Raw genomic sequence first — 14902 nt, forward strand, 5'->3', positions numbered from 1 at the left:
CGCTAGAACTGGATCTGGAAAGAAAATAAGAAAATCCGGAGCGCCAGAAATGACACAGCATATTCCCAAGGCCGAATTGCATCTGCATATGGAAGGTGCGTTGACCCCTGCATTGGTGCGGAAATTCGCCGCCCGCAACGGTATTAGCCTTCCGGACGGGATTTATGATGATCAGGATCGGTATATCTGGTCAAACTTCCCCGAATTTCTGGGCAGTTTTGACAGGGCGAGTGCGGCAATCCGTACCGGTAAGGATTATGCCGATCTGACGCATTGGTATCTTTGCGAGCAGGCCAAAGCGGGGGCGCTTTATGTCGAGATTTTCTGTTCGCCGTCACATGCACTCGAATGTGGCATTTCCTTTGATGATCATCTGAATGGTGTTGCCGAGGGGATTGACCGTGCCGGGAAGGAAACCGGAATTATCGGACGGATCATCATGACCTGCGTTCGCCATATCGGCCCGGAAAAGGCGATTGGTGTGGCGACTGATACGGTTGCGTGTGGCCATCCCTATATTGTCGGGTTTGGCATGGGCGGGAATGAAAGCATGTTTTCGCAGGAAGCGTTTTACCCGGCCTATAAAATTGCCGCCGATGCCGGGCTTGGATGTACAACGCATGCCGGTGAAGTTGAGGGTCCACAAAGTGTCTGGGATGCAATCGACAAATTGCCGGTGACCCGAATAGGGCATGGTGTGCGATCCATCGAAGACCCGAAACTGGTCGAAGAACTGGTGAAACGCGGCATTGTTCTGGAAGTGTGCCCCGGATCGAATATTGCCCTGTCTGTATATCCGGATTACGCATCCCACCCACTGCGCAGGCTTTATGATTCCGGGGTCAAGGTTACGTTGGGATCAGATGATCCGCCGTTCTTCCACACAACATTGGCCGAGGAATATCAGCGCGCCAAAGATGTGTTTGGTTTTAGCGAGAATGAGCTTCGCGGTATAACGCGTACCGCCCTTGAGGCGGCCTTTGTGGATGCGGACACGAAAGCCATACTGATCGCAAAGCTTGATGCGAACTAATACAAAACGCCCCAGAAATCCGGGGCGTTTTTTGTTCTGTTACCAGGCAACTTTACCCAGAAGCTTTTCACCGAGCGGTGTCAGCTTTGCGCGTTCATAGCGCGTCTGTTCCCAATTGCGCGGGTCACCCGGGAAGGCGTGACCGCGTGCCGGCAGGCGTTCCGACCAGCTTTTGGTCCGCCAATCAACAAGTTCCTGTTCCTCGGGCGTTGCCGGGGCCATGGATATATATTGCGCAACGCGGGTCTGGTTGGACCGGTTGGCGCGAATGCCATGTGCAAGCAGGCTATTGAAAATCAGAAGATCGCCCGCCTGCATCGGGATGCGTTTGGGTTCATACGGAATATTGGCGATGTCCGGCCGGAACGGGTCACGGTCCTTTGGCGCGGTGGCAAGCCATTCGGCGAAATTGGCAAACAGATCCGGTACACACTGGAACCCACCCATATCATCATTGGTATCGACCAACGATAAAACGCCCTGCACATTGATCGGCAGCGGGACCTGACTGGTATCGGCGTCCCAATGAATGAAACCGTCAAAGGCACGCGTGCCGACATTGGGCGTATTAAGGTTGGCGCGATCAATCGATACCCAAAGATCGGTCCGATCCCAGATATCGACAAATGCGTCATAAATCCGCGGTGTCTGGCGGTTATCCCACATTGATTGATGATGATAGGCTTCGACCATGCCGGAATTGTTCAGTTCGGTCATGGCATGGTCGCGCATTTGCGGCCGGGCCCAGCTTGCCGGATCATTCGGATCCATTTCCTGAAATTCCCAAAGGAAATCGACAGTGGCCTTGATCTGTTCCTGCGGGATGGCATTTTTTACAACAACATAGCCATAGGTCTGCCAGTGTTTGAAGTCTGCATCCGATAGCACGCGGAGCGGCAGCGTTTTTTCAAGATCACGCAATTGCGTGCCGGTGACTTCCTTGACCGAGGCATTGCCCGGCCGGTTCGCATTCGGGCCGGTCGGGGCCATTGTCGCCGTAGTTGCGTTTGCCAGCATGCTCATGATTTTTCCTCCCGCATGGTTCATGATGTTGGAACCATTCTAGAGGGCCGCGATGGTCGCGCCCACTGACAGGGCGGACATAATATGATACTATTCGGTCAAATTAGTCGATTTTGATAGCCGTATAAGCGGGTATTTGAATGAAACTGCTGTTCGAACATGTGAAAATTGCACCTGACCGGTCATGGCGCGGCTTGCACCGGAACCTGCGTGCGATCCCGTTCGAGTGGCATTTTCATCCGGAATACGAACTGACCCTGACGCTTGGAAGCAAGGGACAGCGTTATGTCGGGGATCATATCGGTTCTTACGGTGACGATGATCTGGTCTTGCTGGGCCCGAACCTGCCCCATACATGGCATTCGCACAATGCCGCCCCGCCCGCATCCGGGAAAATCGATATGGGAGCCTATGATATTGATTTGCAGGCAAAGCCGGGTGAACGGCCACATCAGGCCTTTGTGTTCTGGTTTACGGCCGATTGGATCAATAATGTTTGTGAAACCATGCCGGAATTTGCGCGGCTGCGACCTGTCCTGACAGATGCACGGCGGGGTGTGAAGTTCGATACCCTATCAGCACGAAAGGTTGCGGCCTTCACACACCGGTTTGATATAGGCGATCCGGCCGACCGGTTATTGTTGCTGATAGAAGTATTGCGGATTTTGCTGGATGCGCAGGAACGGATACCGCTTGCGTCCGAAAGGTTTGACGCGACGGTGCCCGATTATCATGAGGCAACCCGGCTTGGTCGGGTTCTGGATATTTTGCATTCGCACTATGTCGAACAAATCGGGAGTGCTGAAATTGCCGAGCAGAACGGCATGAGCGAGCGGACCCTGCGCCGTTTTTTCAAACGTCATACAGGGTCAAGCATTCAGGATTATCTAATGGGATTGCGGTTGGGGCGGGCGGTGTCGTTGCTGCTGTCGTCCGATTTGCCGATTTATCGGGTGGCGGAGGAATCCGGGTTTCAGAACCTGTCGCATTTCAATCGGCAATTTGCCCGTCATCGCGGCATGTCGCCCAGCCGGTTCCGGCGTGAACGGTTTGAAAAGGGAATGTTGCAGTCGGTTTGAGAAGGAAAACGCGCCTATTAGAAACGAGGCAGGGGCCAGTCGGTATGATTGGTTGCCAGATGCTGGTCAAATGCCTGCCAGAAAAGGTTTCGGAAAACATCGCGTTCCTGAAGGATTTCATGGCGGGCTTCGGGGATTTCGACCATTGCAACCGATGGATGATCGCCAAACAGTTCCTGTGTGGCGCGGTTGCTGACCACCTGATCGTTTCCTGACAGAATCATCGTAATCGGGGGCAGCGGCGAGGTCACAAAATTATTATCCGGTACAATACGCTGGGATAATTCCGCCTGTGCCCTGAAACAGGCATCAAGCCATCCCGCCGAAACGCCACCAACCACCAGATCAGGGTTATCTTGCAGGCAGGTGACGTTGCGTTCGTAGCGCGCCCGATCCGACGTCAGCAGATTATCATCGGCAAAGGGTTGCAATGGTGACAGCAGCTTTTGTCCTGGCAGGAATTGCTTGTCGAAACCATATCGGCACAGTCCGGCTGACAAAAACTGCGCGGCAAGTGCGACCCAGTCCGGCCCTCCAAGCCCGAAAAACGGGGCGATCATGACGCTGCTTTCAAACAGGGACGGTTTTTCAAGCAGCATGTACATGCCCACCAGCCCGCCAGTCGAGTGGGTCAGAAGCAGATCACAGTGGATATTGTGGTGATCGGTCAGGTACGAAAGCACATCATGCGTATCTCCGATGTAATGGGCGATATCGCGGACATAACCCATATGGCTTTCGGTGACTTCGCGGGTTGATCCGCCCTGTCCGCGGAAATCGAAAGTGACACAGCCAAGCCCGCGTTCGGCAAGTTCATGTGCTGTTTCGCCGTAGCGTTCGATGAACTCGCCGCGCCCCTGAAGGATCAGGACATGACCAACGGCATTTTCAGGCGAATGCAAGGCATAACGAAATGTCAGGCCGCTTCGTCCGGTAAATCGATCAATGGCAAAGGTCATGTCTGTGCTTGCTTCTTATGGCGGCAGGCGATGATCAGTTGTGCAAACTGTTCATCAATTTGCGGTCTTTCCCGGGACTTCCAGTGACACTTCGATGAAATGGGTCATTTTGTCGAGCATGCTGACAAAATCGGGATTGAAGGTTCCGCGCCGCAGACTCCCCGGGGACGCGGAATCCGACAGATTCAATTCACCATAAACCGCATCACTGCTGGTCTGGCATTTACTGTTGGCACTTTGCTCGTCGTAATGGTCGCATCGACGGATAATGCCATCCATACCGTAATGCTTGTTATCGGGATGCATGGTAATGGCAGTATGGGCATGATTAAGCGTCCGCCAGTCCGGAGCCGCAGATTTGACAATGTCGACACCCTCGCACAAAGGATGTTCGTCAATCAGGTGTTCTTCTCCCTGATACCAGATCAGGCGCTTGTTATCATTTGTGACCTTGTTGCAGAAGAAGTCGGCCGCCAGTAAGGGATCAACCGTGTGGTCATCGGAACTGGCCACCATGAAGACGGGGATATCGAACGTATCCATGGTGCCATCGCGATAGGGTTCAGTCAGCAGATGAAATTCCGCCGCGGCATTCATTGCCATCGAACCATATTTGGCAGCATCGCTGTTTTCACCTTTGCCAACCCAGCTTTGGACATAACGGGCATAGGGTGTCAGCCATGCCTGATCGCTTTTGGCAGCAAAGCCCGGCGATAGTAAAACCATTGCCGTCATCCGTGGATCGCGGCGACGGGCATCAAATTCGCGCCCGATCAGGGCCGCCCCCATCGAATAGCCAATGGTGATGACATGGTCGGTGCCGTTTGCGAACCCGTCCATGCCATAACGCACTGTTTTGATCCAGTCCTCGTAACTGACGTCAACCAAATCACCTGGGACGGTGCCATGCCCCGGAAGAAGCAGGCCATGGAAGGTCGCGCATGGGAATTTGGATTGCAACGTATCGCGCACATCGGTCATCAGAAACGGACTGTCTGTCAGGCCATGTACCATCAGGAAACCGACATCTTTGCCATGTGCCGTGTCATTGCCCGCCGCATCGCAAGCCGCTTTGTTCGGACCGGATGCGAAAGGGGCACGCATCGCGACCACCTGGTCAAGATCGTATTGGCCAAATGGCGCAGCTTCCTTGTCAAAGCGCTTTGCTTTAAGTGCCGTGCGAAGCTGTTCGCGGGTTTTCTGGACATAATCGTCAAATGATTGGTTCTCGGCGGGGGCACCAATGGCAAGGCCGGACGGATCATGTTGCGGGTCTTCGAAAATGCATCCCGACAGTGCAATCGTCGCCGGAATGGTCATAGCGACAAGTGTCGAACGCAAAAGGCCGTTTGCGGACATGGAATGCTTCCCCGTTTCGTTTCGGTGTGGTGGCTTGTCCGATAAACTCTAACTCAGGCTGCATTATGACGCGACCAACAAAAAAGCGGCCCGTAACGGACCGCTTTGAAATCGGTGGCAGAACACGCCCGAAAGCTGGCTTATTCCATGATTTCCCAGCTATGCGTGATTTCGGCCGCCTTCGACAGCATGATTGAGGCCGAGCAATATTTCTCGGCTGAAAGTTCAACCGCACGGGCCAGTTTGGCTTCGTTCAGGTTTTCACCCTTGGCCTTGAAATGCAGGTGGATTTTCGTGAAGACCTTGGGGTCGGTTTCCGCACGCTCGGCTTTGACATCGGCTTGGACATCAATGATTTTCTCGCGGCCTTTCTGAAGGATATGCACGACATCAATCGACGAGCATCCTGCCAGACCGAGAAGCAGCATCTCCATCGGGCTCGGACCAAAGCCGGTGTCACGGTTGCCATCCATGACAACGCCGTGGCCAGAGCCGCTGGTGCCGGTGAAGGTCAGATTTTCAAGCCACTTTACGCGTGCTTCCATGATCGGGTTCCTTGTCTCGAGAATTGCATGCTTCATCGTCTAGCCTGCCTGACCGGTTCGCGCAAGCCGTGATCACATAAGGCAGTTAAAGGTTGAAAAACATCAAGTGCAGGGGTGTAAAACTGTTATAGGAGTTTTTACCTTAACAGGAGATAATGTATGTCATTCCAGACCGTTATCGCCAAGGAGGGTAAATCATGACGCAGGATGCCGGACGCAGCAAAAGCCGTTTCATGATGGCTATGGAGCATGTTTTGCGTGAAGTGAACCATGAAGTCATCAGTCCTGCGATCCCTGATATGAGCGTCGATACGGCTTTGCCGCTTATTATCAATGTTGCCAAGTTGCGTGCCGACTATCTGAAATATGCCTTCAAACTCAGTGCAGATCGCAACGACAATCATCCGACGGCCGAAGAACTGGCGAAGCTTAAACTTCTTCGTGAGAGCTATCAGGAAATGCTTGCGGCTGCGCGTGAACTCGAACATTGCATTGATCGGGGATATATTGACCTGCCGGTCGGCGATAAAAAATCGTGACGCATTGGCTATGGTCGCAAGACTAAGCTTGTCATATACTTACGTATGGAATAAGAGCTTTGAAAAAGGCCTGCTAAGCGGCCTTGGTAATAAAATCCGATGGTTTTTTGGGGCATTATAGATAACACGGGAAAGGGAGTGCGTCGCAAAGCGGCGCGTGCGTGTATTGTCAATTGCTCCAGACATTGTCGCCACAGCAGCACTATCGCGTGACGGCATTATATTCATCGGTTCGTCCGATTTGAAAATCGCCCATGCCAATTTGGTTGCGGTTAACCTTTTTAACGCATCGAAGTCGGCCTTGCGAGAAGGAACCGAAATCAAGCAGTTCCTTGCTTTTCTTGCCAAAAATGCAGAATTTTCGTCTGGCGACAGTGTCGGTGCGGCACGCGAAGCGCTTAGCCTCATTTCTGGAAAGGATGCCAAGGCCGATTTGCCAGCCTTTCAAATGAATGGTAGAAAGGTTACGTGGCGTAAGGCCGAAGGTCCCGAAGGTGTGACCGCACTGGTCTTTCGCGAGGCTGGCAAGGCAGAAGAACTTGCCAAGGCATTGGCCGATCACAAGATTTTCATCCAGCATCTGATCGATGTGTTGCCTATCCCGGTTTACCTCAAGAATCTGGATGGTGTGATCAACCGTTGTAATGATGCTTTTGCCGAGTTGCTGGGGCAGGATCCCAAAAAGGTGATTGGCGGCAAATTCGCCGATGTGGCCCCGGCACCGCTTGTTAGCCGCATTTTCGATTACGAGGCGCCGTTGCTGAAATCAGAAGGCAATGTGCGTCATGAAATTGATTTCGAAATGGACGGTGTCGAAAAATCCGCATTGTTTGCCGCCGCCAGCCTGAAGGGGCCAAGTGGCGCAATTGCCGGTACGATTGGCTCGTTGATTGATGTGACATCGCTAAAACAGGCACAGGCCGAAGTCGCCGCGGCAGCACAACGTCTGACAGGGCTTTTGGAAAAGGCACCAATCGGCGTTGGTATTTCCAACCGGGATGGCGGGGAATTCCAGTTTTATAACAAGATGTTCGAGACTCTTCTGTCTCTTGATAGTGATGGAACGGTGCCAACGGACACCGTGCTTCTTTCGGAGCGATACCGAGAAAAAAGTCTTCAGGATATGGATATGCTTGGCGAATTGCAGGATGTGGAATTACGCATTCGCCGTCCGGCAGATTCAGATGCACGCTGGTTGAAGGCATCCATGGAGCCGCTGACATTTGAGGGGCAGGAATCTGTGCTCTGGTGGATAAGTGATATCACCAAGCAGAAGCTTGCCGCACGCGAACTGCAGAACAAGGCAAATAACGACGAACTGACCGGCCTGGCAAACCGTGCGCGTTACATGCAGAAGCTTTCACAATGTGAAACTGTCTTGCGCGGTACGGATACGCCAGCGTCAATCTTCCTGCTTGATCTTGATGGCTTCAAGACCGTGAACGATACATTGGGGCATGGTGCTGGCGATTGGGTTCTGGTTGAAACGGCAAAGCGGCTCAAGCGTGTTGCCCGTCGGGCGGAGGAAGTTGCGCGTCTGGGCGGTGATGAATTTACCCTGTTTTTCATTAATAAAGGTGATGAAAAGGAAATGGCAGCACTGGCCGATGACATTATTGCCGAGATTTCCAAACCCTATATGTGGGAAGGGAATCGTTGTGATATTGGTGCATCGATTGGCTTTACCGTTTTCGACGCAGGCTATTGCGACATGACCGAGCAATTGCGCCGTGCTGACAAGGCCATGTATGAGGCCAAAGAAGCCGGCAAGGGGCGGGCCTGTCTCTATCGGCCAGAGCTTGAACCCGATTTGCACAGGGATGATACTGTCTAGGTCTGATTGGTTTGCTCAAGTGGAATTTGGGTGGGGTGATGTGATCATCCCGCCTTTTTCCTTTGTTGGCCGACATCTGCATTTTCGCAAATGCCCAGCTTGTTCATAAGCGGGCCCAGATATTTCGCATAGGGCTGCCATGCGCCCATGCTGTCACGATATATCGGTTTTCGGACCTGTAATGTGCTGTGGGTTCGGATCTGGCGTTTGGTTTTATGAAAGGTCAAACAGGCTTCATTCCAGGGCAACCCGGTGAATGCGACAAGGCGACGGGCCTGACCTTCAAGATCATTGATGATGTCTTCGTAGTTCACTTCGATAAAACGATGTGCCGGCAGGATACTTCGCCAGTGATCCATGAATTTCAGATAGCTGTTGTAAAAGGCCCCCAGTTCTTCCTGATCGTAGCTGAAATTCTGCGCACTGCCGAAACGGCGGCTATAACAGGAAAAGCAGGTGTCCATTGCATCGCGGCGGCAATGAATGATGCGGCTGTCTGTATGCATCAGGACGATCAACCCGGCCCGGGTAAAGTTGGCTGGCATTTTGTCGATGATACGTTTGAAATTGCTAATATCCGTCGTTCCGGATGCGGCCTTTGTCCTTTCTAGTGCCTCGTTGCGATAGACGGTGCCGATTGTCTGAATGAATGCGTCGCTGAATTTAAGGACCTCGTCCAGCAATTGACCGTGTTTGACCTGATGTTCGATCATGGCATCCTGATGATGGCCGAGCGTGTCGAGTTCGCCTGCGCCAAATATTTCCGGATGCGATGCCAGAATTTGTTCGACCAGTGTCGTGCCCGATCGAGGCATGCCGACAATGAAAACATGCTGCGGTTGGTCGCTTTTTTCAGCCGGTTTTCGCACGTTGGAAAATCGTTCAGCCGGAAAGGCTCTCTTTGTGATGTCAAAAACGTTTTCAATGGTTTGCGTGCAATACTGAATGTTCTGGCGCTTGATACGGTTGGCCTCGTTCAGTGTTTCCATCCCGGCTTCTACTTCGCCATTTTCCATATGGGTTTTGGCAAGACTGAACAGCAACAATTCCTTTTGCCCGGCGGGCAGACCCTTGAATGACTGTGATCTGGCTTTGTTGATCATAACCTTTCGCGATGGGTGATCCATCGCAACCCTGCCAATCAGTGTCAGGCAATGCCATGCGCGTATGTGGCCAGAGTGTTTGGAAAGGACGTCTTCGAAGATCGTGCGAGCCGCGTCGATTTGTCCCAATTCTTTAAGGCATTCGCCTTCGCTGATCCGTGTATCCAAATAGCCGTCTATATGACCGGCTTCGTGTGCATGCCTTCCAGCGGTTCGGAAATGCCGGATCGCTGTTTCAAGATCATCATGGGTGAGACTGGCAGCACCCATTGCATTCCATGCAAGCCATTCAGACGGTGCAAGTGCAATCGCGCGTTTCAAAAAGGGTACAGCTTGTCTTGCTTCGTTGTTGCCGGTCAGCAAAATGCCCATTTGCAGCAGCAGCTTTGGATCAAGTGGCTTGCGTTTGAGCGCCTGTATAAGAACGGTTTTTGCCTGTACCAGGTAGCCGGACGCTGCCAGAATGGCGGATAAATCGGTATAATAGACAGTTTGCGGGGCATGGCTGTTGCACGCCTTTTCAAGATCGCGAATGGCATCAAGCGCGTTACCATCCTGATGATGCATCAGCGCACGGATATGCAAGGCATCTGGCAGGTCAGGATTATTTTTCAGAAGCTGATTACAAAGCTTTCGCGCGGTCCGGCGATGCCCGTTGCGCCATTGATTTCGGATTGCGGCGATGGCCTTATGCTTAGCTCGGTCTTGTGCCGTTGCTGTCTGATCTGACATCAGTTTTTCCGGTCTTGTGAGCAGGTCCTGTGTGTAAACACGGTTACCAATGGAAAAACTGGCGGTCGGTCAAACAAAAACGCCCGGCACATGGCCGGGCGTTTCGTGTTCGATGTGTCCTTTCTGGTGAAAGGATCAGCCGCTGTAGTACATGTCGAATTCGACCGGGTGCGGCGACTGTTCGAAGCGGATAACTTCTTCCATTTTCAGGGCGATGTAAGCGTCGATCAGGTCGTCGCTCATCACATCGCCTTTTTTCAGGAAGTCGCGGTCTGCGTCGAGGCTGTCAAGTGCTTCGTGCAGCGAGCGGCAAACGGTCGGAACTTCTTTGAGCTCTTCCGGCGGAAGGTCATAGAGGTTTTTGTCCATTGCATCGCCCGGGTGGATCTTGTTCTCGATACCGTCAAGGCCAGCCATCAGCATTGCGGTGAAAGCGAGATACGGGTTGGCAAGCGGATCAGGGAAGCGAATCTCGACGCGCTTGCCCTTCGGGGATGCGGTGTAGGGGATACGGCAGGAAGCCGAACGGTTGCGAGCCGAGTATGCCAGCAGAACCGGTGCTTCGAAGCCCGGGACCAGACGCTTGTAAGAGTTGGTCGTCGGGTTGGTGAAAGCGTTCAGTGCTTTGGCGTGTTTGATGATACCGCCGATATAGTACAGAGCGGTGTCAGACAGGTCAGCATAGCCGTTACCTGCGAACAGCGGTTTGCCTTCGTGCCAGATCGACTGGTGAACGTGCATGCCCGAGCCGTTGTCGCCAAAGACCGGCTTCGGCATGAAGGTTGCGGTTTTGCCATATTGATGTGCAACCATGTGGATGCAGTATTTGTAAACCTGAACGGCGTCGGCATGTTCGATCAGGGTGCCGAAAGCGATACCCAGTTCGTGCTGCGACGGTGCAACTTCGTGGTGGTGCTTTTCGCAACGCACGCCCATTTCGTTGATGTAGTTGACCATTTCGGCGCGGATGTCGTTGGCCGAGTCAACCGGCTGTACCGGGAAATAGCCGCCCTTCGGGCCCGGACGGTGGCCGCGGTTGCCGCCTTCGAATTCGGTGCCGGTGTTGTACGGACCTTCTTCGGAGTCCAGCTGATAACCCATGCCTTCGCCAGCGGTGGTCCAGCGAACGTCATCAAACATGAAGAATTCCGGCTCTGCACCGAAATATGCGGTGTCGCCGATACCGGCCGATTTCATGTATGCGAGTGCGCGTTTCGCGGTCGAACGCGGGCAACGCTCGTAACCCTGGCCAGTGGCCGGTTCGATAACGTCGCAAACGATGATCAGGGTCGGCTGCGCGGTGAACGGGTCAACAACAGCGGTCGACGGATCCGGCATAAGGATCATGTCGGATTCGTTGATTTCTTTCCAGCCAGCGATCGACGAACCGTCGAACATGATGCCGTCAACAAAAACGTCTTCGTCGATTGTGCAGATGTCCTGCGCGGTGTGCTGCCATTTACCTTTGGAATCGGTAAAGCGCAGATCGACAAACTGGATGCCTTTTTCTTTGATAAGCTTAAGTACAGAAGCAGCGTCAGACATGATGCAACCCTTTAAAACTCAAAATTAGTGATCGTACGATGTTCAATGTCAGGTAACGGACCGATTAGATCGCGTCGTTGCCCCGTTCACCGGTACGAATGCGGATCGCGTCCTCGAGCGAGGAAACGAAGATTTTACCGTCACCGATACGACCGGTGTGAGCGGCTTGCTGGATTGCCTCAATCGCACGCTCGACAAGCGTGTCCTCAACGACGATTTCCAACTTTACCTTCGGCAGAAAGTCCACAACATATTCGGCGCCGCGATACAGCTCCGTATGGCCTTTCTGTCGGCCGAAGCCTTTGGCTTCGGTAACGGTAATCCCTTTGAGGCCAATCTCTTGAAGGGCCTCTTTAACCTCGTCAAGCTTGAATGGCTTGATGATGGCTTCAATCTTTTTCATTAAGCGCCCTCTGCTTTTTGCGAGAGTTGCGTAGAACTCGGAAAGCTCCATTGCTTTGCCGCGTTAATTGCACGGGCCGTGCCAGTTTTGGCCCGCGCGGTCATTCTAAGGAGTCTCTGCGTGAAAACCCAGCAAAACCCATGAAGTTTTTAAGATTTTCTTGATCGCATCTGATTGTCTTTTAGGCAGAATGTTTAAAATTTATGCAAACATTGTGAGATGGCAGAGGTCAACGAGGTTCTCCGCGATCCGTGCTTGCCTGATCTGCCTGCGTCGTGCGACAGAAAATACATAAAACACGTATCATGACGGCAGGGCATGGATCATATAATCTGCCTGTCTGATTTATAATTTGCGCCACCAGACAGATAAAAACCGGTTTCCACCGACCGGTACTGAAACCCAGAGAAGGACGCCTCATGACCGAATTTATCGGCAATCCTCTTTTCGCTTCAGGCGGCATCACGATTTTTGAAGTGATGAACGAACTGGCCCAGAAACATAATGCCATCAATCTGGGGCAGGGAGCGCCCGATACTGACGGTCCGGCTGATATTCGCGAAGCTGCGGCCAAGGCGACGATGGAACTGTCCAATCAATATCCGCCGTTGGCAGGTGTTCCGGAGTTGCTTCAGGCGGTCGCCGACCATAACAAGCGTTTCTATGATATCGAGGTCGATCCGAAGAAAGAAGTCCTTGTCGCGGTCGGTGCGACCGAGGCGCTGGCTGATGTGATCCTTGGTCTTGTTGCGCCCGGCGATGAAGTGATCCTGATCGAACCCCTTTATGACAGCTACCTTCCGATGGTGAAGCTTGCGGGCGGTATCCCCAAACTGGTACGTGTCACACCGCCAAGCTGGGATCTGCCACGCGAAGAACTTGCAGCGGCCTTCTCGGAAAAAACCAAGCTGATCCTGATAAACTCGCCGCAGAACCCTTGTTCAAAGGTCTATGGCGATGATGAACTGCAATTCATTGCTGATCTGTGCATCAAGCATGATGTGATCGCACTGTGTGACGAGGTTTATGAACATCTTGTCTTTGACGGGCGCAAACACAAACCGCTGATGACTTTTCCCGGTATGCATGATCGCACCGTACGCATCGGATCAGCAGGCAAGACATTCTCACTGACGGGGTGGAAGATCGGATACATCACAGCATGTGCCAAATTGATGGAGCCGATCAAAAAGGCGCACCAGTTCCTTGTTTTCACCGTGCCGCCAGGGTTGCAGCATGGTGTGGCCTACGGCCTTAACAAAGGTGATGATTACTTCGAAGGTTTTACTGCTGAAATGCAGGCCAAACGCGATTTCCTGATGAAGGGTTTGAGGGAAATCGGCTTTGGTGTTCTGGACTCCCAGGGTACTTATTTCATCACCTGCGATTTCCGTCCGCTGGGCTATGACTGCGACGATGTCGAGTTTTGTCAGATCATGATCAAGGAAGCCGGTGTTGTGGCGATCCCTGTTTCGGCGTTCTATCAGGGCAAGGATGGCGGCGTTCGCAATTTTGTGCGGTTCTGCTTCTGCAAGGAAGAAGCCAAAATGTCCGAGGCGATTGAGCGGATGAAGAAGGCGTTTGCAAGGTAGAAAAGCAAGGCATTTAAGGGAAACAGGCCGAGAACTTTAGCCTTCGGCCTGTTTTTTTGGGGACGCTGTCAACCGTGATCAGGAATTGACCATTTCCCAACTCCCTGTGCGGGCCGAGCGGGCCAGCGCATCCAAGATCTGCATATTGGCAATCCCGTCTTCAATCGGGTAATCGACCGGGCTTTCATCGTTAAAGATCGCCGTCGCGTTCTCGCCTTGCAGGGTATAGTGGTTGCCAATCGGGAATTTGATTTCGCGTGCTTCGTCAAAACCCGGTTGTTTTTGCGTGCCGACCCTGATCACTGCCGGATTTTCCGGCACCGGGTTGAATGGCATGATGATTTCAATCCGGCCTTCAGTGCCAAGGATATGAACACGCTGCACTGCGGCCGACTGTGTGCCACAAACAAAGCTTGCCTGAACGCCGCTTCCGAAATCGAGTATGCCTGAAACCAGACGGTCAGTACCGAATTTCGGATCCTTGTCCATCAGGGAAACCACACGCACCGGTTCCTTGCCCGTGATATAGCGTGGGCCGACAATGCAGTAGCAGCCGATATCAAGTAAACCGCCACCGCCGATATCCTTTTTGTTGCGCACATTGTTCGGATCGGCATTGAAATAGGTAAAGATGCTTTGCACCGTGCTGATCGTGCCGATCTGACCGCTTTCGACGAGCCGACGCGCTTCCTGCCATTGCGGATGATGACGAACCATAAAGGCCTCAAGCACGTGTTTGCCGCTTTTATCGCGGGCCGCGATCAGGCGTTTGGCGTCTTCGGTGTCAAGCCCGATGGGTTTTTCGCACAGCACGTGTTTTCCGGCTTCCAGCGCCTTGATTGTCCATTCGACATGCAAGTGGTTGGGCAGGGGATTGTAGATTGCTTCGATTGACGGATCGGCCAGCAGTTCCTCATAGGAGCCATAGGCGCGCGGAATGCGCAGACTTTGTGCGGTTTCACGCGTTTTTTCCAGATCACGTCCGGCAATGGCAAGGATTTCAAGCTTGTCGCTTTCCTGCATGGCCGGAATGACCTTTTCCGTGCCGATCTTTGCCGTGCTGATGACGCCCCACTTCATTCCGATACTCCGTATTGTTTTCTCTTTTGTGGCGCGCATGGCCGTTTTGCGTCTGCGCGCCGTGTTAATTTCGCCC

General features: G+C 52.9%; 13 protein-coding genes. 5 read left to right on the forward strand and 8 right to left on the reverse strand.

Annotated features, from left to right (window positions below; genetic code table 11):
* Positions 1–49: 49 nt before the first annotated feature.
* A complete protein-coding gene (locus tag BC440_RS20795) occupies positions 50–1033 on the forward strand; it encodes an adenosine deaminase (RefSeq protein ID WP_063095842.1) in 984 nt (327 codons plus the stop codon).
* A gap of 39 nt (positions 1034–1072) precedes the next feature.
* On the opposite strand, the gene BC440_RS20800 is transcribed toward BC440_RS20795, so the two are convergent.
* Positions 1073–2056 (reverse strand): phytanoyl-CoA dioxygenase family protein, encoded by a 984-nt coding sequence (locus tag BC440_RS20800; protein WP_083379461.1) that lies wholly within the window; start codon positions 2054–2056, stop codon positions 1073–1075.
* A gap of 140 nt (positions 2057–2196) precedes the next feature.
* Here BC440_RS20800 and BC440_RS20805 point away from each other — a divergent pair, with 140 nt between their 5' ends.
* Positions 2197–3135, forward strand: coding sequence for an AraC family transcriptional regulator (locus tag BC440_RS20805; protein ID WP_071241236.1), 939 nt, complete (start codon positions 2197–2199; stop codon positions 3133–3135).
* A 17-nt stretch (positions 3136–3152) separates the two neighbouring features.
* Here BC440_RS20805 and BC440_RS20810 read toward each other — a convergent pair whose 3' ends face one another.
* The 3 genes from BC440_RS20810 to BC440_RS20820 all read right to left on the reverse strand — a co-directional run bounded on the left by BC440_RS20810 (position 3153) and on the right by BC440_RS20820 (position 5998).
* The gene (locus tag BC440_RS20810; RefSeq protein ID WP_071241237.1) at positions 3153–4094 is read right to left on the reverse strand and encodes an alpha/beta hydrolase; all 942 of its coding nucleotides are present in this window, start codon (positions 4092–4094) and stop codon (positions 3153–3155) included.
* 54 nt (positions 4095–4148) lie between these two features.
* A complete protein-coding gene (locus BC440_RS20815; RefSeq protein ID WP_071241238.1) occupies positions 4149–5453 on the reverse strand; it encodes an alpha/beta fold hydrolase in 1305 nt (434 codons plus the stop codon).
* A gap of 140 nt (positions 5454–5593) precedes the next feature.
* On the reverse strand, positions 5594–5998 hold the full coding sequence (locus BC440_RS20820; RefSeq protein WP_007091892.1) for an OsmC family protein: 405 nt from the start codon (positions 5996–5998) through the stop codon (positions 5594–5596).
* Between the two features lie 197 nt (positions 5999–6195).
* On the opposite strand from BC440_RS20820, the gene BC440_RS20825 reads away from it, so the two are divergent.
* On the forward strand, positions 6196–6537 hold the full coding sequence (locus tag BC440_RS20825) for a hypothetical protein (RefSeq protein ID WP_007091891.1): 342 nt from the start codon (positions 6196–6198) through the stop codon (positions 6535–6537).
* Between the two features lie 157 nt (positions 6538–6694).
* Positions 6695–8371, forward strand: coding sequence for a sensor domain-containing diguanylate cyclase (locus BC440_RS20830; protein WP_071241239.1), 1677 nt, complete (start codon positions 6695–6697; stop codon positions 8369–8371).
* Between the two features lie 44 nt (positions 8372–8415).
* Here BC440_RS20830 and BC440_RS20835 read toward each other — a convergent pair whose 3' ends face one another.
* The 3 genes from BC440_RS20835 to BC440_RS20845 form a co-directional block, all read right to left on the reverse strand.
* A complete protein-coding gene (locus BC440_RS20835) occupies positions 8416–10206 on the reverse strand; it encodes a sulfotransferase (protein WP_071241240.1) in 1791 nt (596 codons plus the stop codon).
* A 135-nt stretch (positions 10207–10341) separates the two neighbouring features.
* Positions 10342–11751, reverse strand: coding sequence for a type I glutamate--ammonia ligase (gene glnA / locus BC440_RS20840; protein WP_007091889.1), 1410 nt, complete (start codon positions 11749–11751; stop codon positions 10342–10344).
* Positions 11752–11815: 64 nt separating this feature from the next.
* Positions 11816–12154 carry a P-II family nitrogen regulator gene (locus BC440_RS20845; RefSeq protein WP_007091888.1) on the reverse strand — a complete coding sequence of 113 codons (339 nt, stop codon included), beginning with the start codon at positions 12152–12154 and terminating at the stop codon, positions 11816–11818.
* A 419-nt stretch (positions 12155–12573) separates the two neighbouring features.
* Here BC440_RS20845 and BC440_RS20850 point away from each other — a divergent pair, with 419 nt between their 5' ends.
* The gene (locus BC440_RS20850; RefSeq protein ID WP_071241241.1) at positions 12574–13746 is read left to right on the forward strand and encodes an aminotransferase; all 1173 of its coding nucleotides are present in this window, start codon (positions 12574–12576) and stop codon (positions 13744–13746) included.
* A 78-nt stretch (positions 13747–13824) separates the two neighbouring features.
* Here the strand turns inward: BC440_RS20850 and BC440_RS20855 are convergent, their stop codons facing one another.
* Positions 13825–14826, reverse strand: coding sequence for a Gfo/Idh/MocA family oxidoreductase (locus tag BC440_RS20855; protein ID WP_071241242.1), 1002 nt, complete (start codon positions 14824–14826; stop codon positions 13825–13827).
* Positions 14827–14902 lie beyond the last annotated feature (76 nt).

The organism is Thalassospira sp. MIT1004 (genome assembly GCF_001858545.1).
Lineage (GTDB): Bacteria > Pseudomonadota > Alphaproteobacteria > Rhodospirillales > Thalassospiraceae > Thalassospira > Thalassospira xiamenensis.